15 protein-coding genes are annotated in these 18,139 nt (G+C 36.8%); 8 read left to right on the top strand and 7 right to left on the bottom strand.

The genetic code is table 11. The features are described from left to right. Positions 1 to 12: 12 nt before the first annotated feature. Complete coding sequence (gene secA, locus ABXT49_RS00075; protein WP_416652097.1) at positions 13 to 2,679, bottom strand: preprotein translocase subunit SecA; 2,667 nt, start codon at positions 2,677 to 2,679, stop codon at positions 13 to 15. Positions 2,680 to 2,726: 47 nt separating this feature from the next. Between secA and ABXT49_RS00070 the strand changes: the two genes are divergently transcribed. The 6 genes from ABXT49_RS00070 (at position 2,727) to ABXT49_RS00045 (ending at position 6,734) form a co-directional block, all read left to right on the top strand. Beyond that, positions 2,727 to 3,032, top strand: a complete 306-nt coding sequence (locus ABXT49_RS00070) for a hypothetical protein (RefSeq protein WP_416652095.1) — start codon at positions 2,727 to 2,729, stop codon at positions 3,030 to 3,032. A gap of 86 nt (positions 3,033 to 3,118) precedes the next feature. Continuing rightward, on the top strand, positions 3,119 to 3,736 hold the full coding sequence (gene petA / locus ABXT49_RS00065; RefSeq protein WP_271541964.1) for a ubiquinol-cytochrome c reductase iron-sulfur subunit: 618 nt from the start codon (positions 3,119 to 3,121) through the stop codon (positions 3,734 to 3,736). 8 nt (positions 3,737 to 3,744) lie between these two features. Then, positions 3,745 to 4,968 (top strand): cytochrome b, encoded by a 1,224-nt coding sequence (locus ABXT49_RS00060; protein ID WP_416652093.1) that lies wholly within the window; start codon positions 3,745 to 3,747, stop codon positions 4,966 to 4,968. A gap of 3 nt (positions 4,969 to 4,971) precedes the next feature. Further along, on the top strand, positions 4,972 to 5,655 hold the full coding sequence (locus tag ABXT49_RS00055; protein WP_416652092.1) for a cytochrome c1: 684 nt from the start codon (positions 4,972 to 4,974) through the stop codon (positions 5,653 to 5,655). A gap of 77 nt (positions 5,656 to 5,732) precedes the next feature. Next, positions 5,733 to 6,365, top strand: coding sequence for a glutathione S-transferase N-terminal domain-containing protein (locus ABXT49_RS00050; protein ID WP_416652091.1), 633 nt, complete (start codon positions 5,733 to 5,735; stop codon positions 6,363 to 6,365). Positions 6,366 to 6,374: 9 nt separating this feature from the next. Then, complete coding sequence (locus tag ABXT49_RS00045; protein WP_416652089.1) at positions 6,375 to 6,734, top strand: ClpXP protease specificity-enhancing factor; 360 nt, start codon at positions 6,375 to 6,377, stop codon at positions 6,732 to 6,734. Here ABXT49_RS00045 and bioD read toward each other — a convergent pair. Further along, a complete protein-coding gene (gene bioD / locus ABXT49_RS00040) occupies positions 6,726 to 7,367 on the bottom strand; it encodes a dethiobiotin synthase (protein ID WP_416652088.1) in 642 nt (213 codons plus the stop codon). The two genes, ABXT49_RS00045 and bioD, sit on opposite strands and share 9 nt — an antisense overlap. Before the next feature lie 50 nt (positions 7,368 to 7,417). On the opposite strand from bioD, the gene ABXT49_RS00035 reads away from it, so the two are divergent. Then, positions 7,418 to 8,356 (top strand): dihydroorotate dehydrogenase, encoded by a 939-nt coding sequence (locus ABXT49_RS00035; RefSeq protein WP_416652085.1) that lies wholly within the window; start codon positions 7,418 to 7,420, stop codon positions 8,354 to 8,356. Positions 8,357 to 8,374: 18 nt separating this feature from the next. After that, a complete protein-coding gene (gene leuS / locus ABXT49_RS00030; RefSeq protein ID WP_416653562.1) occupies positions 8,375 to 10,831 on the top strand; it encodes a leucine--tRNA ligase in 2,457 nt (818 codons plus the stop codon). Positions 10,832 to 10,855: 24 nt separating this feature from the next. Here leuS and ABXT49_RS00025 read toward each other — a convergent pair whose 3' ends face one another. The 5 genes from ABXT49_RS00025 to dnaA form a co-directional block, all read right to left on the bottom strand. Beyond that, on the bottom strand, positions 10,856 to 11,716 hold the full coding sequence (locus ABXT49_RS00025) for a phosphoribulokinase (RefSeq protein WP_416652084.1): 861 nt from the start codon (positions 11,714 to 11,716) through the stop codon (positions 10,856 to 10,858). Positions 11,717 to 11,829: 113 nt separating this feature from the next. Further along, positions 11,830 to 14,217 carry a DNA topoisomerase (ATP-hydrolyzing) subunit B gene (gyrB, locus tag ABXT49_RS00020; protein ID WP_416652083.1) on the bottom strand — a complete coding sequence of 796 codons (2,388 nt, stop codon included), beginning with the start codon at positions 14,215 to 14,217 and terminating at the stop codon, positions 11,830 to 11,832. A 99-nt stretch (positions 14,218 to 14,316) separates the two neighbouring features. Continuing rightward, complete coding sequence (recF, locus tag ABXT49_RS00015) at positions 14,317 to 15,402, bottom strand: DNA replication/repair protein RecF (protein WP_416652081.1); 1,086 nt, start codon at positions 15,400 to 15,402, stop codon at positions 14,317 to 14,319. A 13-nt stretch (positions 15,403 to 15,415) separates the two neighbouring features. Further along, positions 15,416 to 16,519 (bottom strand): DNA polymerase III subunit beta, encoded by a 1,104-nt coding sequence (dnaN, locus tag ABXT49_RS00010; RefSeq protein WP_416652079.1) that lies wholly within the window; start codon positions 16,517 to 16,519, stop codon positions 15,416 to 15,418. Between the two features lie 206 nt (positions 16,520 to 16,725). After that, positions 16,726 to 18,039, bottom strand: coding sequence for a chromosomal replication initiator protein DnaA (gene dnaA / locus ABXT49_RS00005; RefSeq protein WP_416652076.1), 1,314 nt, complete (start codon positions 18,037 to 18,039; stop codon positions 16,726 to 16,728). Positions 18,040 to 18,139: the final 100 nt, after the last annotated feature.

Here is an 18,139-nt window from a genome sequence, read left to right as displayed (position 1 = left end):
GCTAATAAACACTTACCCATGACATTGCTTATATTTCTTTCCAGAGCCACAAGGGCATGGCTCATTTCTTCCAACTTTTAAATTTTTTGCTGTTTGTCCTTTAGGAATTGAACGGGGAACTATAGGGGGCTTTTTAGATGCGAGAGATAAATTTTCTTTTTTTGATAAAGCCTCAAGATCTTCTTTATTCTGGTTGCTTACTTGTTCAATACTAACAAGAGAAAGAGCCTTTACAATTTCAATATTTATAGTCTCAAGCAAAGAGGTAAACATTAGAAAAGACTCGCGCTTAAATTCTTGAACAGGATTTTTTTGACCATAGCCACGCAAATTAACACTTTGCCTTAATTGATCCATTACAGCAAGGTGCTCCTTCCAGTGATGATCAAGAGCTCTAAGCATAACTGCCTTTTCAAAGGTACGCATAGTTTCTTTTCCAAACGCCTCTTCTTTGGCCTCGTGTGCTAACGCAAAACCCTTTAAAATCATCTCATGAACCTCGTCTACATCCATTCCAGCATCTAGGCTTTTTTGAATTGGAGCATTGGTTGCGTATTTATCACTTAAGGCTTTTTGAAGACCTTCAACGTCCCAATCGGCTTCGAGCGTTTGTGATGAAATGTGCGCAAAAAATAGATCGCTAATTACACCCTCTCTAATGGCTTCATAGCGCTCCTTAACATCTTCTGTGCCCATTAGCTCATCTCTGAGCTGGTAGACTACCTTTCTTTGATCATTGGCCACATCGTCATACTCAAGAAGGTGTTTACGTGCGTCATAGTGCATTCCTTCAACCTTCTTCTGTGCATTGGCAATTGTTTTATTCAACCAACCATGCTCAAGAGCCTCGCCCTCTTTCATGCCAAGTTTTTTCATCATAGAGGCTGTTTTTTCAGATGCAAATATCTTCATTAAACTGTCTTCAAGTGACAGATAAAATCTCGTTGATCCAATATCCCCCTGTCTTCCTGATCGCCCACGAAGCTGGTTGTCGACTCTTCGTGATTCATTACGCTCTGTACCAATTATATGCAGGCCTCCCGAGTCTATAACGCTTTGATGCCTAGCTTTCCAAGACTCTGTTTTTGCCTCACTGGCGCCCTCTACAGGCCTTCCCCCTAATACAATGTCTGTTCCCCTTCCAGCCATATTTGTTGAAATAGTTACAGCTCCTGGAGCTCCAGCATTTGCAATAATCTCAGCTTCACGTTGGTGCTGTTTCGCGTTGAGAACTTCGTGTTTAATTTTATTTTTCGTTAGAAGGGCAGAAACACTTTCCGAGCTTTCGATGCTGTTTGTTCCCACAAGAACTGGCTGCATAATTTTTTGACACGCCTGAATATCTTTCATAACAGCGTCAAGCTTTTCACTCATCGTTCCATAAATTAGGTCTGAGTGATCAACCCTTGAGGAGATTGTATTAGGGGGGACAACAACAACTTCTAAGCCATAAATGTCTTGAAGCTCCGATGCTTCTGTCTCAGCCGTTCCAGTCATTCCTGATAGCTTCTCATAAAGCCTAAAATAATTTTGATATGTGATCGACGCTAGTGTTTGGTTTTCTTTTTTAATACTTACATTTTCCTTCGCCTCTATTGCTTGATGGAGACCTTCAGACCATCTTCTGCCCTCCATTGTCCTTCCCGTAAACTCATCAACAATGACAACTTCATCATCTTTAACTAGATAGTCAACATTTATTTTAAACAATATATGGGCTCTTAATCCTGACAATAAGTGCTGCATCAAAATAATATTGCTGGAGTCATATAGACTTGATTCTGGAGGTAAGGCGCCAGCCTCTATAAGCATGTCTTCGGCTTTAATATGTCCATCATCGGTAAGAAAAACCTGTTTATGTTTTTCATCGAGCGTATAGTCGCCTGCAACTAGAACCTCAACCTCTTTACCTTCCCCAACCTCGGTTTGAAGTGTGAAGCTTGGAATCATTTTATCTATCGCGATGTAAACCTCCGCATGATCGCCTGTTGGCCCAGATATAACTAGTGGCGTTCTAGCCTCATCGATTAAGATCGAGTCAACCTCGTCAATAATTGCAAAGGCTAGCTTCTTTTGTGTTTTTTGCTCTTGAGAAAAAGCCATATTGTCTCTAAGATAGTCAAAACCAAGCTCATTATTTGTTGCATAAGTGATATCACAAGAATATGCTTTTTGTTTTTCATCACCAGACATTCCTGAAAAAACCGTTCCAACTGAAAGCCCAAGAAAAGAAAATACTTTTCCCATCCATTCAGAGTCACGCTTTGCTAAATAGTCATTAACGGTGACAATGTGAACACCCTTTCCAGCAAGTGCATTTAGATAGGCTGGCAATGTTGCAACCAATGTTTTTCCTTCACCAGTTCCCATTTCCGCAATACTGCCCTCATTAAGAACCATGCCGCCAATAAGCTGGACATCATAATGCCGCAAACCTAAAACTCTTTGGCTTGCCTCCCTTACAACGGCAAAAGACTCAGCTAAAATGCTTTCCTCACTCTCTTTATTGCTTAGCCTCTCTTTTAGCTCTGCCGTCATTGAGACAAGCTCGTCATCACTCATCGAGCGCATCTTTTCTTCCAACGAATTAATTTTGGAAACTTGGCCGTTATACTTTTTTATTAGCCGGTCATTATGAGACCCTAAAACTTTTGATAAAACATTATTTATAATACTCATAGAAGACGAACGAAATTAATTAATAAAACTGGGGTATTTTCTCATATATGCAAGACAAAACAAAAGGAAACCCTACAAATTTTAAAGTTGGCAGCAATCTAAGCTCTTTATTTGAAAAAGCAAAAGAACATAACCACTTAAACGCATTAATTAAGGCGCAGTTTCCTGAACAGTTTAAAGGTCTTAATCTTTGCTTTTTAGGCTCTCAAGGTATTACCCTACTTGCTAAAAACTCATCCATAGCCTTCCGAGCTGAAAAACAAAAAACAAATCTCCTCTCTTTAATTAAACAAATCGAGGGCCTAACAAATATCAAATCAATCACTATTAAGGTTGATAAAAAAAACTACTAGTCATTTGGGTCATTTTTTGCTTTTAAATATCAGCCATTTACATTATAATGGTGCGGCTTTTTATCTTAATATCTTAAAACATTTTTATGTCCGAACAAACAATCGACCTAAAGAAAAGACGTTTTTTAACCAAAGCCACTAGTGTAGTTGGTGCGGTTGGTGTTGGTTTTGCAGCATGGCCTTTTTTATCAACATGGAAACCGTCGGCTAAAGCTAAAGCAGCAGGAGCCCCTATAGATGTTGATATTTCTAAATTAGAGGCTGGTCAGCTTGTTCGTGTCTTATGGCGTAAAAAACCTGTGTGGATATTTAAACGTGATGAAAAAGCATTAGAGTCTCTTGACTCAGAAGACCTAATTAAAAATCTTGATGATCCAAACGGTACAGGCAACTCTAAAAACCAACAGCCAAATTATGTAACGTCTAATTTTCGAGCCATCAAAAATAAAGAAAGTGTTGCTGTTATCGTTGGAGTTTGCACTCACCTAGGCTGCTCTCCAACCTATAGACCAGAGCCTGGTGCAGCTGATCTTGGTGGAGACAGTTGGAAAGGTGGTTTTTATTGCCCATGTCATGGCTCTAAGTTTGACCTTGCTGGAAGGGTTTATGCAGGTGTGCCTGCCCCAACTAACCTAGTAATCCCTCCGTATCAATACGTCACTGATTCATTGATTCGTATTGGAGTTGACCAACAAAAAACATAAGAGAAAATATGAATAATAAACAAAGTTGGATAGACCAAAGATTTCCATTATCTAAAGTTATTAATGAACATTTAGCAGAATACTACACCCCCAGAAATTTTAACTTTTGGTATTTCTTTGGTGGCTTAGCAGTAGTGATGCTTTTAATGCAGCTGGTTACTGGGATATTCTTAACCATGCACTATAAGCCTGACGCAGAGTATGCTTTTGCCTCCGTTGAGTATATTATGAGAGACGTTGAATGGGGCTGGTTTATACGCTATATGCACTCAACAGGGGCCTCTGCTTTTTTTGTAATAATTTATCTTCATATGATGCGCGCCCTTTTATATGGCTCTTATAAGGGACCGAGGGAATTGATATGGATACTTGGCATGGTGCTGTATATTCTTTTATTAGCTGAAGCTTTCATGGGCTATGTTTTGCCTTGGGGACAAATGTCGTTTTGGGGTGCTCAAGTAATTATTTCACTTTTTGGATCAGTTCCGATTGTAGGGCCAGATTTATTAGTTTGGATTTTGGGTGATTATGCTGTTGGTGATGCGACTTTAAATCGTTTCTTTTCATTGCATGTTGTTGTCATTCCACTTATTCTTGTTGTTCTTGTTTTTTTGCATATTGTTGCTCTTCACCACGTTGGATCAAACAATCCAGATGGAATTGAAATAAAGAAAAATAAAGATGCGGATGGTATTCCAAAAGATGGAATCCCCTTTCATCCATACTTCACAATTAAAGATAGTGTTGTTGTTGTTGGGTTTTTATGGATATTTTGTGCAGTTGTTTTTTATGCACCAGCACTAAACGGGTATTTTCTAGAGGCTCCGAATTTCATTGAGGCCAATCCACTTAAAACGCCTGAACATATTGCGCCATTATGGTACTTAACTCCCTATTACTCAGTATTAAGGGCAATTCCTCCACTGTTTGGCTCACAATTTCCTGGAGTATTAGGAATGTTTGCAGCGCTTGGAGTGTTTTTCCTCCTTCCTTGGCTTGATCGAAGTCCAGTTAAATCAATACGCTATCGAAGCCCAATCTATAAATGGATTCTTGGGACTTTTGTTGTCAGCTTTATTATGCTAGGCTGGCTTGGTGTTCAACCGGTTACCCCTTTATATGTTTTACTGGCTCGTATTTTTACAACTTTGTATTTTTCATTTTTTATCTTAATGCCCTGGTTTAGCACTCTAGGAAAAACCAAAGAGGTTCCAGAGAGGGTTACTGGATAATATATGAATATTAAATTAAAATTAATAGTTGGCTTATCTGTTCTTCTTTTTTCCGTAAACATTTTTGCTGCTAGTAAGGTTCATTTAGATCATGCAGATACTGATATTTTTGACGAAGCCTCCTTACAAAATGGCGCAAAACTTTTTATGAATTATTGCTCAGGTTGTCATGAGATAAGCTTGATGCGTTACAATCGAATTGCTAAAGACCTAAACCTAACCGAAGAGCATGTTGCTAAAAATCTAATGTTTGCTGGAAATAAAGTAGGGCAAGCCATTACTACAGCTATGCCAGAAGGTGCTGCAACTAAATGGTTTGGAGGCGTTCCGCCAGATCTCTCTTTAGTTTCAAGATCAAAAGGAACTGACTGGATTTATACTTACCTCAGAAGTTTTTATGATGACGAGGAGAGAATTTTTGGGGTAAACAATAAAGTTCTGGTAAATGCTTCTATGCCAGATGTCTTATGGTCATTAAGAGAAAGTCAATCTGAAGCAGAGTTTGACCAGAGCGTTCTTGATATAACAAATTTCTTAGACTATGTTGGTGAGCCAGCAAAGCTAATCCGCCTAAAGCTAGGTAAATGGGTATTACTATTCCTTGGTATTCTATTTATTCTTGCCTATATGCTTAAGAAAGAGTACTGGAAAGATGTTAAATACGGCATATGGAGGCCGCGCGATTAATTTCTGATACAATCTTTATCTTTATATCCCTTGCTCTAAAAGGCAAGGTTATTTTTTTTTAATTTGGTGCAAAAACTATGCTATCTAAACCTAATCCGTCTTCAACGACCCTCTATGCTGCCTCTGAAGAGCTTGAGTCACATGCAGTTCGATTTATTATGGCTCACAAGTTAATTGAGCGAGAGGTGATAGAGCTTAAGTTTGATGAAATGCCAGAAGAAGTTTTAGAGCTCAACCCTTGTGAAACCCTTCCAACGCTTTTTGACAGAGGAATGGTTCTATATGACCTCTCTGTAATTATGGAATACCTAGATGAAAGGTTCCCCTTTCCTCCTCTTTTGCCAGTTGATCCAATTGAAAAAGCGGAAAAACGCCTTCTAATTTATCGTTTCACGAGATCAGAAGGCTGCTGGTACGAGCTTGTTAATAAAATTCTACATGGCGCCAAAAAGGAAAGTGATGCTGCAAGAAAAACTTTACATGGAAATCTTATAGAGCTACTGCCTTTATTCTCTCATAAGCCCTATTTTAAAAGTGAAACAATGACCCTTGTTGATGTCTGTATCGCCCCCATTCTATGGCGTCTTAATCTTTTGGGCATATCTTTAGACGGTAAAAAAGCAAAACCAATTATGGAATATGCAAACAGGCTTTTTGAAAAAGAGGGCTTTCATGAAAGCCTAACTTTTGCTGAAAAGGACTTTAATTAAAAAAAACTTATGTCAAGTGTAGTCCCCTATTTAATCCGAGCATACTGTGATTGGATAGAGGACTCTAGTTTTACCCCTCATATACTCGTTAACTCTGAAAAAAAAGGTGTTTCGATTCCTGAAGGCTTTGCAAGTGACGGTAAAATTATTTTAAACATTGCCTCTTCTGCAACAGAAGGCCGAGTAATAACCAACAAGTCTATTAGCTTTAAAGCTAGATTTAATGGAAGGCCTGAAAAAATTATTGTACCCTGCAACGCGGTATTATCTATTTATGCCAAAGAAAATGGTGAGGGAATGTTTTTTGACAACAAAGCCGATCCCCTTGATCAAGAAAACCAGAAACCAAATCTAACTATATTAGATTAGTCTTTCAATTTTAGAATTAAAAAATTCAATATTACCTTTTGCAAAAGGAAGTATTGGAACATCTGTGTATGCAGCAAGAGACTCTTTATTAAAAAGTGTGTTCGGTTTAATTTCGTTTAACACAAGACACACAATTTTTAGATTATTTTTCTTTGCAGCCTCAATAGCCAGCAATCCTTGGCTAACAGCGCCTAGCTCGTCTCGAACAACAATGATAACTGGCAGCTGAAGACAAACGGCAAGGTCAGAATTAAGGGATCTTTCTGCAATTGGGGAATAGATCCCACCTGCCCCCTCTACTAGGACAAAACCGTCTCCTGCTTGGTTGTTACAGGCACGTACTAAGTCATCTAAACTTAGCGCCTTTCCAACACTTGAGCTGGCTTCTTCGGGGCTTGCTTCAAGACTGAAGCAATTAGGACATACTATGTTTAAAAGCTCCTTAGAATTGCAGGCCTCTTTAAGTGCAACAGCATCTTTTGGAATATAGTCTCCATTCAACAGCTCACAATTTGTTTCAACAGGCTTTCGAACCTTAACCTCTCTTGCCTTACTGAGATGCCTAACAATTTCAATGGCTACAGTAGTTTTACCAACCTCTGTATTACTGCCTGTTATAAAAACTCCATTCATAGCAACATTTTAGACGAAGTTATCAACCTCCAAGTCGCCATAAAAGTATAATGACGGCAATGCAAAATAATCTTAAAACAAGTTTTTGTGGGATGGCATTAAACTCACCAATCATTTTGCTTTCCGGGTGTGTTGGGTTTGGTGAAGAGTACACTCGAATCAAGGGCTTCTCTAACTCCGATGTCGGTGCGGTCTGCTTAAAAGGGACTACTCTTGAGCCACGCCTTGGAAACAAACTTCACAGAATTGCTGAAACTCCTAATGGAATGCTCAACGCTATTGGCCTTCAAAACCCAGGAACAACTGCGGTCATAAACGACATAATGCCAGGCCTGGATAAACAAGAAACTAAATTCATTATTAATATTTCTGGATCAACCGTTGAAGAATATGGTGAAATTGCAAAACACTTTGATGGCTCTGATATCGACGCCATTGAAATCAATATTTCATGTCCAAATGTAAAAGAAGGTGGGGTTGCTTTTGGTAATGACCCCGAGATGTCTTTTAGAGTTGTTGAGATTTGCAGAAAAAACACTTCTAAACCAATTATTACAAAGCTATCTCCAAATCAAACAGACATTGCCTCCAATGCATTAAGGTGTATTGATGCTGGAAGTGATGGGCTTGCCGTTATAAATACAGTCATGGGAATGGCTATTGATATTGAAAAACAAAAGCCAGTAATAGGAAATAATCAAGGAGGGCTGTCTGGTCCTGCTATAAAACCGATTGCACTTTTGAAAGTTCACCAGGTTTACCAGGTTAGTAAAAAATATAATATCCCTATAATTGGTCAAGGGGGAATTGTATCGGCTAATGACGCGATTGAATTCATTATTGCTGGAGCAGACACAGTTGGTATTGGAACTGCACTCTTTTATGACCCCCTTGTTTGCCAAGAAATAAACCAAGGGATTAGTAAATATCTAACAGAACACAACATGAAAGACGTTCAATCTTTAGTTGGCTCTCTTAATTTAAATTAAAAACTTATAAAATTAATGATGCAAAAAGAATATAACGCCACTTTAATTGAAAAAGAAGCACAAGAATATTGGGCCACAAATAACTCCTTTGTTGTGGTTGAAGATAAAACTAAAGAAAAGTATTTCTGCCTATCAATGCTGCCTTATCCTTCTGGAAGGCTTCATATGGGTCATGTTCGAAACTATAGTATCGGCGACGTAATTTCAAGATACCAGAAAATGCTTGGAAAGAATGTTATGCAGCCTATTGGCTGGGATGCATTTGGACTTCCAGCTGAAAACGCTGCTATAAAAAACCAGGTTCCTCCTGCTGGGTGGACTTATGAAAACATTAAGCACATGAAAGAACAGCTTGTAGAGCTGGGTTTTGGTTATGACTGGTCAAGAGAATTAGCAACTTGTCATCCAGAGTACTATCGCTGGGAACAATGGTTTTTTGTAAAGCTATTTGAAAAGGGTCTTGTGTATAAGAAAAAAGCAGTCGTAAACTGGGACCCTGTAGACCAAACAGTTTTGGCTAATGAGCAAGTGGTTGAAGGTTGTGGCTGGCGATCTGGTGCGCCTGTTGAAAAGAAAGAGATTTCTCAGTGGTATATGAAAATAACTGACTATGCAGAAGAGCTTCTTGCGGACATACAAAAACTCGACGGCTGGCCAGATGCTGTAAAAATGATGCAAACAAACTGGATTGGCAAATCTGTTGGGCTTGATATTAAATTTAAGCTTAATGGGTCTGAAGCACTAACTGTATATACAACAAGGCCCGATACTTTATTAGGCGTTACTTATCTTGCAATTGCTGCAGAACACCCCCTTGCTATTAAGGCTGGAAAGGGTAGCAATGAAATTCAAATGTTTCTTGAAGAGTGTAAAAAAATGGAAACGGCCGAAGCAGCTATTGAAACTATGGAAAAAAAAGGCATTGATTCTGGATTGACTTGTATTCACCCTATAACGGGCGAATCTACTCCAATTTGGATAGCAAACTTTGTTCTTATGGGCTATGGAACTGGGGCAGTAATGAGCGTTCCTGCGCATGACCAAAGGGACTATGAGTTTGCAAAAAAATATAATATATCTATCGTTAATGTTATTTCTGACCAAAGTGGTAATGTAGATACTAGCAAAACAGCTTACGTTGAAAAAGGAATTCTTATAAACTCTGGTGAGTTCAACGGCTTAGGCTTTGATCAGGCGTTTAGCGCAATTAGTGAAAAACTTTCTACCCTGAAGATGGGGGAGCTAAAGACTAATTATCGTCTTAGGGATTGGGGTGTTTCAAGACAGCGCTACTGGGGCTGTCCAATCCCAATAATTAATTGCACTTCTTGTGGGGCTGTTGCAGAAAGCCTTGAAAACCTTCCTGTAAGGCTTCCTGAAAATGTCGAGCTTGATGGTGTTGGCTCACCATTAAAAAAGATGCCTAATTTTTATAGTGTATTGTGCCCTAAATGCGGTGCACAAGCGGAAAGAGAAACGGATACTTTTGATACTTTTTTTGAGTCTTCTTGGTACTTTGCAAGATACACATGTGTCGATCAAAGCAATGCTATTTTGGATGAGCGTGCAAACTATTGGCTTCCTGTAGACCAATATATAGGTGGCATTGAACATGCAATCTTGCACCTTTTATACTCACGTTTTTTCACTAAACTATTGCGTGATGAGGGAATAATTAAAGCGAGTGAGCCTTTTACAAATCTTCTTACACAAGGAATGGTTTTGAAAGATGGCGCTAAAATGAGTAAATCAAAAGGAAATACGGTTGATCCCCAAGAAATGATTGCTAAGTATGGAGCTGATACGGCAAGACTTTTTATACTTTTTGCTGCGCCACCAACTCAAGACCTTGAGTGGTCAGATACTGGAATTGAGGGGGCCTATAGGTTTGTAAACAAATTTTATCGTCTTGTTACTGGTTTTGTAGATTCAAATAAAAATAATAAAGCCTTGGAAGTTAGTCGTGAAGATCTAAATGATGCGCAAAAAGAAGTTAGGAAAAAAACACATTTAGCACTCAAAAAAGTAGGTGATGATTTAGGCAGAAGACATTCATTTAATACAGCCATAGCAACCATGATGGAGCTCAATAATACTTTGTCTAAGTTTACAGATGTGACTGAAAAAGGAGTCGCTGTTAGGCAAGAATCGATTGAAATCATGGTAAAGTGTCTTAGTCCAGTAATTCCCCATTTATGTCATCATCTTTGGCTTCTGCTGGGCGGCAAAGAGGCTGTAGTCGATGCCAAATGGCCAGTTGTTGATGAATCTGCGCTTATTCAAGACAGTATACAAACCATAGTCCAAGTTAATGGAAAATTAAGAGCAAAAATCATGGTCCCATTAAACTCTGACAATCAAAAAGTCCAAGAGTTAGCTTTTAGTGATGAGGGGGTTAGTAAGCATATAAAAGACAAAGAAATAATTAAAGTTATTGTTGTTCCAAACAAACTTATAAACATAGTTGTTAAATAAAAATTATATTTACTGTAAATAAATTTAACGATTTAACATTTTTTCGATTTGCTCTCTTAATATTAGCTCCATTACAAAGCCCATTTTGCCTCCAGGAACAACCAAGGTATTTGGCCGTGACATAAAAGAGCCCGCAACCATATCTTGTAAATAAACAAAGTCACAGTACTTGTGATCTTGAAACCTAACAACCACAAAGCTTTCGTCCTGAGTTGGTATGTCTCTTGCAATAAAGGGGTTTGAAGTGTCTACCGTTGGAACACGTTGAAAATTAATATGTGTTCTTGAAAACTGCGGCGTGAGATAATTAATATAGTCCCACATTCTTCTGTGAATTGTGTCTACTGTTGCCTCAGCCGAATAACCTCTTTGCTCCTTGTCTCTATGAATTTTTTGGATCCATTCTAAGTTTACTACAGGCACTACACCAATCAACAAGTCAACAAATTTTGCAACATCTATATTTCCATCTTTAACGCCGCCATGAAGGCCTTCATAGAAAAGCAAATCACTGTCCCTTCCTACTTCCTCCCAATCAGTAAACTCTCCAGCTTTTTTTCCAAAAGGGATGCCTTCTTCGTCAGAATGAATATAGTAGCGGCGCTTACAATGGCCATTTTCTCCATAATCTTTAAAGGTGCTTTCAATCAAATCAAAGTGGTTGGCCTCTGGACCAAAATGACTAAAGTATTTATTTCCTTTTTTATCTTCAGCCTGCATGATGCTTTTCATTTGCTTACGATCAAATTTATGAAAGCTGTCGCCTTCAATAATTACTGGACTTGCTCCAACACGGGAGAAAATATGATTAAACGCATTTTTAACGGTCGATGTACCAGAACCAGAAGACCCAGTTATAGCAATTACCGGATGTTTTATTGACATGGTCTCACTGCATTATAAGAAAACTCTATTTATTATCTTACAAATAAGGCCAAAGCATTAATAAATAAATTCATAACCGCTTGAATTTAAATCACGGAGATGTTTTTACTAAATTAAAAATCTAAGTTATCAACTTTCAGGGCGTTTTGTTCAATGAAGTTCCTTCTTGGTTCTACTTCATCTCCCATTAATGTTGTGAAAACATCATTAGAGGCTATAGCATCTTCAATTTTCACTCGAAGCATTACTCTTGTCTCTGGGTTCATCGTAGTATCCCAAAGCTGATCAGGATTCATCTCTCCTAACCCCTTGTATCTCTGAAACCCCTGTCCTTTTCTTGCTTCAACAAGTAAAAAATTCAAAGCAGTAGAAAAATTAGGTGTTTTAATTTCTTTAGCGCCTTTTTGAATATATGTCTCATCATCAAACATACTCTCAACTTGATCTGAATATGCCTCTATTTTTTTATACTCTGTTGAGTTAAAAAAGCCCTCATCAAGACAAATATTTATCACTTCTACTCCATAAGTTTTCAAAGAGTATAGGATGCTATTATTTTTAAACTCCAAAATATTTTGCTCTGACATCGAGCTATTATTGTTCATTTTCTCTTGAAGTTTAACACACCATTCTTTCGATCCTTTTTCGTCAGATAAGTCTAATTTTGGCATTCCCAACATAGACATTAACAAAGGCTCATTATATTTTTTACCAACTTTTTCAATAGTGCCAATTGTACTGTAGTACTTAGTAACAAGCTTTTCAAGCGCCATTCCCTGAATAGCTGGAGCATCCTTACTAACAAAAAGACTGGCATCATGGATTGCCTCTTGCTGAAGATATTCATTAAGCTCAATATCATCCTTAAGATATCGCTCTTGCTTGCCTTTTTTAATTTTATAAAGGGGTGGTTGGGCAATAAATAAATAACCATTCTCAATTAGCTCTGGGTAGTGGCGATAGAAGAACGTTAAAAGTAGGGTTCTAATGTGGGCGCCATCAACATCGGCGTCTGTCATAATAACTATCTTGTGATATCGAAGCTTTGTAAGGTCATACTCTTCTTTACCAATACCACAACCCAAAGCAGTAATTAGTGTTCCAACCTCTTGAGAAGATAGAATTTTTTCGAATCTTGCTTTTTCTACATTTAAAATTTTACCTTTTAGAGGTAGAATTGCTTGTGTCCTTCTGTCCCTTCCTTGTTTGGCTGATCCTCCAGCAGAATCACCCTCTACTAAGAAAATTTCTGATTCAGCAGGGTCTTTAGTTTGACAGTCGCTTAGCTTTCCTGGAAGTCCCGCTATATCTAAAGCGCCTTTACGACGAGTCATTTCACGTGCTTTTCTAGCAGCGTCGCGAGCCCTGGAGGCATCAAAAATTTTCCCAATAATAATTTTAGCTTCAGCAGGATTTTCAAGAAGATATTCACTTAATTTCTCACTTACAGAAGACTCAACTGGCGCTCTAACTTCAGATGAAACCAACTTATCTTTTGTTTGTGATGAAAACTTAGGGTCTGGAACCTTAATTGACAATATAGCAGTCAAACCCTCTCGAGTATCTTCTCCAGTAATAGCGGCTTTATCTTTTTTTGCTAACCCTGATGCATCTATGAAGTTATTAAGGGTTCGTGTTAATGCAGCTCTTAAGCCGGCAAGATGCGCCCCACCATCTCTTTGTGGAATGTTATTAGTAAAGCAATATACACTTTCATTGTAGGAGTCACTCCATTGGAGTGCTACGTCAACAGTAATATCGTCTTTCTCTGTAGAAATTGAAATAATGTCATTATGAATTGGGTTTTTAGACTTGTTTAAGTGTTCTACAAAAGCCTTAATACCGCCCTCATAAACAAAAATATCTTTTTGATCAGTGCGCTCATCATGAATTTCAATACGAACACCTGAATTTAAAAAAGACAGTTCACGTAATCTATTTGACAAAGTCTCAAACTTAAAAACTGTTTCAGTGAAAATCTCCACACTTGGCTTAAAGTGAATTGTTGTGCCTGTTTTATCCGATTTTCCTATGGTTTTAATTGGTGAAACTGGAACACCTAGAACATAGTCCTGCTCATAGCTTTCACCAGACCTATGAATGGATAGTTTCAGTGTTTCAGAGAGGGCGTTTACTACAGAGACACCAACTCCATGAAGACCACCAGAAACCTTGTATGAGTTATCATCAAACTTACCACCAGCATGAAGTACGGTCATAATAACTTCAGCTGCAGATATTCCTTCTTCAGGATGAATATCGACTGGTATTCCGCGACCATCATCTGTTACAGATATTGAGTTATCATCGTGTATTACAACCTCAATCTTTGAGCAGTGGCCAGCTAGAGCCTCATCAATTGAATTATCAACAACTTCGAACACCATATGATGAAGACCAGTACCATCGTCTGTATCGCCAATATACATTCCAGGGCGCTTTCTAACAGCGTCTAAACCCTTTAAAACTTTAATGTTGGAGGCTTGGTATTCTTCAGTCATAAATGACCCTTAAAAAATGAATTTATTATACCACGGGTAGTAACTTTGTCGATAAATCATATAACATTTTTCACATTGCTGTAATAGAGAAATTACAGCTTAAACACTAGTGATAACTCCTTTCTTAATATGGTAAATATTGGTTTTTTTTGGGTCTAAAGGAAGGTCTTTATTTCCAATATCGGTTATAAATATTTGTATATTTAGGTTTGTCAAAAAATCAAGTATTGAGTTAATTTTTTCCTGGTCTAGCTCCGAAGAAATATCGTCAATTAGAACGACTGGGTCAGAGTTGTCTTTTGCTAAAACAAGTACTTGAAGCATCCAAAAAACAATTGAAAGTTTTTTTTGCTCCCCTCTTGAAAGAAAGCCTTCATTTTTTTTACTTAAATAAAAATCAATTGAGGCCCTGTGTGGACCATACCCCAAATGTTTGGTTTTTATAAAAGAGCTTTTATTGTTTTGGAGATATTTTTTAATTTCGTTTTGGTTAAGGCTATCAACATCTTTTACCCAACCTGTTTGTAATTTAAACTCTAGGCTTTTTGTGGAATCAACAAAACTCTTAAGAGACAGTAAGGGGCTCTCTTCAAGTATTTGTGTCAGTTTCTGTATGTAGTTTATTCGAGCTTGAGTAATTTCAACAGATAAGAAGGCGAATTTTGAGAACCATTCTTCAAGTTGATTTTGATTATTTCCTGTTAGTATTGCATTTATATTTTTTAGGGCTTTATTATAGGATTTATATGTTTTTAATACTTCTTTGTTGTCATGAAAAACACCCCAATCAAGATAAGATCTTTTTAGTTTTGGTGTTCCACCTACTATAAACCCCCTATCAGGAGAAATAATTTGTGTTGGCAGGCGTTGGCTTAAAAGGCTATTACTGGAAATTTTTTCAGTGCCAATTACAATGGTGCTTTTATTTTTAGATTTACTTAAAGTTACCTTTTCACCATCGATTATTGCATTTATTTGAATAAGGTCTTTTTCAAAAGGAATTACATCTTTAATATTTTTTGTTTTAAACGATCGACTGTGTCCTAAATAATATAAGGACTCAATAAAGTTAGTTTTTCCTTGGCCATTACTGCCAAGAATTAAGTTTATATTTTTGTTGGGCTCTAGATACTGATCGTTTAAATTTCTAAATCTTGCAACATGCAGTTTCTCAATTATTGCCATGTGTTAATTTTGGCTATATTCTCATTGGCATGATTATGTACTGATAGCTTTCATCACCCATCGCGCTTAGTAAACAAGATTTATTTTCGCCACCTGGTATAACCATGTTTACTTCCTTTGAACCTAACTTTTCTAAAACAGAGATTAAGTAATGGATGTTAAAAGCAATTTCAAGTTCTTTTTCTTGTTTTGTAACTTCTATTTGCGTTTCAGCCCTTCCTCTTTCTGAGTGAGAAAATATACTAAGCTTGTCATCTCTAAAAACCAGTTTTACACCCTTTGTTCTTTCGTCAACAAAAATTGATGCTTGTTGTAAGCTAGAAAGAAAATCTGCTCGATCTATAACAATTGTGTTGCTGAAGTCGGTTGGCATAACTTGCTTATAATTTGGAAAATTCCCATCAATTAAACGACTAATAATTTTTGTATTTGTATCTACTAATGAGAAATAGTTGTCTGATAGATGAATTTCTGCCATATCTTGAGTACTTTTATTTAGAAGTTTGGTTAACTCTAACACTGCTTTTCTTGGAAGAATTACTGTCTTTTTATCTTCTAAATTATTGCTTTGTTTTACTTCACCAATTGAGAGCCTATGTCCATCAGTTGCTACAACAGTCAACGAGTCTTTGTTTAATTCAAAAAACAGTCCGTTTAAATAAGCCCTTATATCTTGATTTCCCATAGAAAAACTTGTGTTTTCTATTAGTTCTTTTAGTGCCTCTTGTTTTATTTTTATTACGCTTGTATTTTGTGTTTTAGGAAGCGCTGGAAAATCTAAATGATTGAATGTATTTAACTCAAATGTATTCTTATTTGCATTTAGATAAACTTTATTTTCTTCAATTTTAAATTTAATTTTTGTTTTTTCCGGGAGTTTTCTTACAATATCTATTAGGTCTTTTGCATATATTGTGAATGTCGCCTCTGTTTCACTTTTTATTTTATTTGAAGCGCTTATTTCAAGCTCCATATCTGTTGTTGTAAGCGTTAATACTTTGTCTTTTAATTGAATTAATACATGCGAAAGTATTGGAAGGGTTTGTTTTTTTTCAACAACCCCAATTACAGTTTGTAATGGTTCAATTAATTCTTCAACGCTTAATTCAGTGTTCATAGGCTGGATGTCTTTATAAATTAATTATTATTATTATTAGTGTTCTTATTTTCTGTTAATTTCTATTTTTTTCTTTTTAAAATCAACAGCATAAGTGGTGTATATCTTGTTAATATCTTCAGGTTTGTTTTTACACTATTGTTAGTTATTGTTCTAATTATAAGATGTTTTGTTTCTTATCAACAACACAACTTATAATTTTTTGTTTATAAGTTAGTAATTTTAATTGTGATATTTTCAATATCGTTTTTAATCTCTTCGTTTGTGTTCATAAGTCCTTTTAGTTTTTCACAGGAATACAAAACCGTAGAGTGGTCCCTGTTTCCAAAATTTTGACCAATTTTTGCTAGCGATAAAGATGTTAGTTCGTGACATAAGTAAATTGCCATTTGTCTTGCTTTGACTAAATGCTGTTTTCGCGAATTTGAAATTAAATCAGAAACTGTTATCCCATAAAACTTACTAACAGTTTTTTGAACTTCATTTACTTCAATAATAAGTTTTTTTGGTTTAATTAGATCACCTAGTGCGCCCTCTACAACATCTTTGGTTATAAAAGAATGATCTATTTGAGAAAAGTCAACAAAAGCCTTCAGTTTAAGAAGCGCCCCTTCTAGGTCTCTAACATTTGAAACAACATGACTTGCAATAAAAAGAGCAACATCCTCACTAAGATCAAGAGATATTTGAGGATTTTGAGACTTCTTTAATAAGATAGCTGCCCTCATTTCTAACTCTGGGGGCGAAAGCTGTAAATTTAAGCCTTGCGAAAAACGAGTTTTAAGCCTATTTTCAAGATCTTTAATGTTTTTAGGTGGCTGGTCACATGTAAAAATAATCTGTTTTTTTGTACTAAACAAAAAATTAAAAATATGAAAAAATTCTTCTTGTGATTTATCTTTGCCAGCTATTAAGTGAATGTCGTCAACCAATAATAGATCAGCTGACTGATAAAAGAGCTTAACATTTTCTATTGTATTATGCCTTAGGCTGGTTGTAATATTTCTTACAAAATCCATTAATGGAACATAGATTATTTTTGTATTCGGGTTTTTTTCTAGCGCAAGATGCCCTGCAGCTTGCATCAGGTGGGTTTTTCCAAGACCAGACTCACCATAAATAATAAAAGGATTGTATGGAGAGGCCCCAATCTTCTCTGCAATCTGTCTACTCGCTAGAGCGGCAACCTGATTGGCGCTTCCTAAAACCAGACTATCAAAAGTATATTCTGGGAATAATGGAGTTGTATGGTGCTTTTTTTGACCGGCAATTTTTTTACTAGAGTCAACAATTCCAAACCTAACCTTTAGTTTTCGATCAAACTCTGATACTGCGAGAACAATTGCAGCCTCTAGATTTTTATGGTTATTTATATACTTAAGTGCAGAAGCACTAGGCGCATAGAGGTAAAGAGTCTCATTTCTTTCTGCTGCTTTTAGGGGCTTAACCCACACACTGAACTCACCTAATGGCAGTGTATTTTTTAGCGATTCTAGGCACTGGACCCAAGTCTGAGACATAAGAAAGAAGGTTAAAATAGGAAAACAATATTCTAATGATACCTGTAATAAGCTTAAAGATGATTAAAGCCTTTGTTAGATTTAGTTGATATTTAGGCCT

The organism is Candidatus Pseudothioglobus sp. Uisw_086 (assembly GCF_048085745.1).
Taxonomy (GTDB): Bacteria; Pseudomonadota; Gammaproteobacteria; order PS1; family Pseudothioglobaceae; genus Pseudothioglobus.
Note: the sequence above shows the minus strand (reverse complement) of the source record. Positions and strands in the feature narration are given on the sequence as shown.

Excerpts from the sequence above, each read along its gene's own strand:
- secA (WP_416652097.1), bottom strand. The coding sequence starts at position 2,679 with ATGAGTATTATAAATAATGTTTTATCAAAAGTTTTAGGGTCTCATAAT.
- ABXT49_RS00070 (WP_416652095.1), top strand. The coding sequence starts at position 2,727 with ATGCAAGACAAAACAAAAGGAAACCCTACAAATTTTAAAGTTGGCAGC.
- petA (WP_271541964.1), top strand. The coding sequence starts at position 3,119 with ATGTCCGAACAAACAATCGACCTAAAGAAAAGACGTTTTTTAACCAAA.
- ABXT49_RS00060 (WP_416652093.1), top strand. The coding sequence starts at position 3,745 with ATGAATAATAAACAAAGTTGGATAGACCAAAGATTTCCATTATCTAAA.
- ABXT49_RS00055 (WP_416652092.1), top strand. The coding sequence starts at position 4,972 with ATGAATATTAAATTAAAATTAATAGTTGGCTTATCTGTTCTTCTTTTT.
- ABXT49_RS00050 (WP_416652091.1), top strand. The coding sequence starts at position 5,733 with ATGCTATCTAAACCTAATCCGTCTTCAACGACCCTCTATGCTGCCTCT.
- ABXT49_RS00045 (WP_416652089.1), top strand. The coding sequence starts at position 6,375 with ATGTCAAGTGTAGTCCCCTATTTAATCCGAGCATACTGTGATTGGATA.
- bioD (WP_416652088.1), bottom strand. The coding sequence starts at position 7,367 with ATGAATGGAGTTTTTATAACAGGCAGTAATACAGAGGTTGGTAAAACT.
- ABXT49_RS00035 (WP_416652085.1), top strand. The coding sequence starts at position 7,418 with ATGACGGCAATGCAAAATAATCTTAAAACAAGTTTTTGTGGGATGGCA.
- leuS (WP_416653562.1), top strand. The coding sequence starts at position 8,375 with ATGCAAAAAGAATATAACGCCACTTTAATTGAAAAAGAAGCACAAGAA.
- ABXT49_RS00025 (WP_416652084.1), bottom strand. The coding sequence starts at position 11,716 with ATGTCAATAAAACATCCGGTAATTGCTATAACTGGGTCTTCTGGTTCT.
- gyrB (WP_416652083.1), bottom strand. The coding sequence starts at position 14,217 with ATGACTGAAGAATACCAAGCCTCCAACATTAAAGTTTTAAAGGGTTTA.
- recF (WP_416652081.1), bottom strand. The coding sequence starts at position 15,402 with ATGGCAATAATTGAGAAACTGCATGTTGCAAGATTTAGAAATTTAAAC.
- dnaN (WP_416652079.1), bottom strand. The coding sequence starts at position 16,519 with ATGAACACTGAATTAAGCGTTGAAGAATTAATTGAACCATTACAAACT.
- dnaA (WP_416652076.1), bottom strand. The coding sequence starts at position 18,039 with ATGTCTCAGACTTGGGTCCAGTGCCTAGAATCGCTAAAAAATACACTG.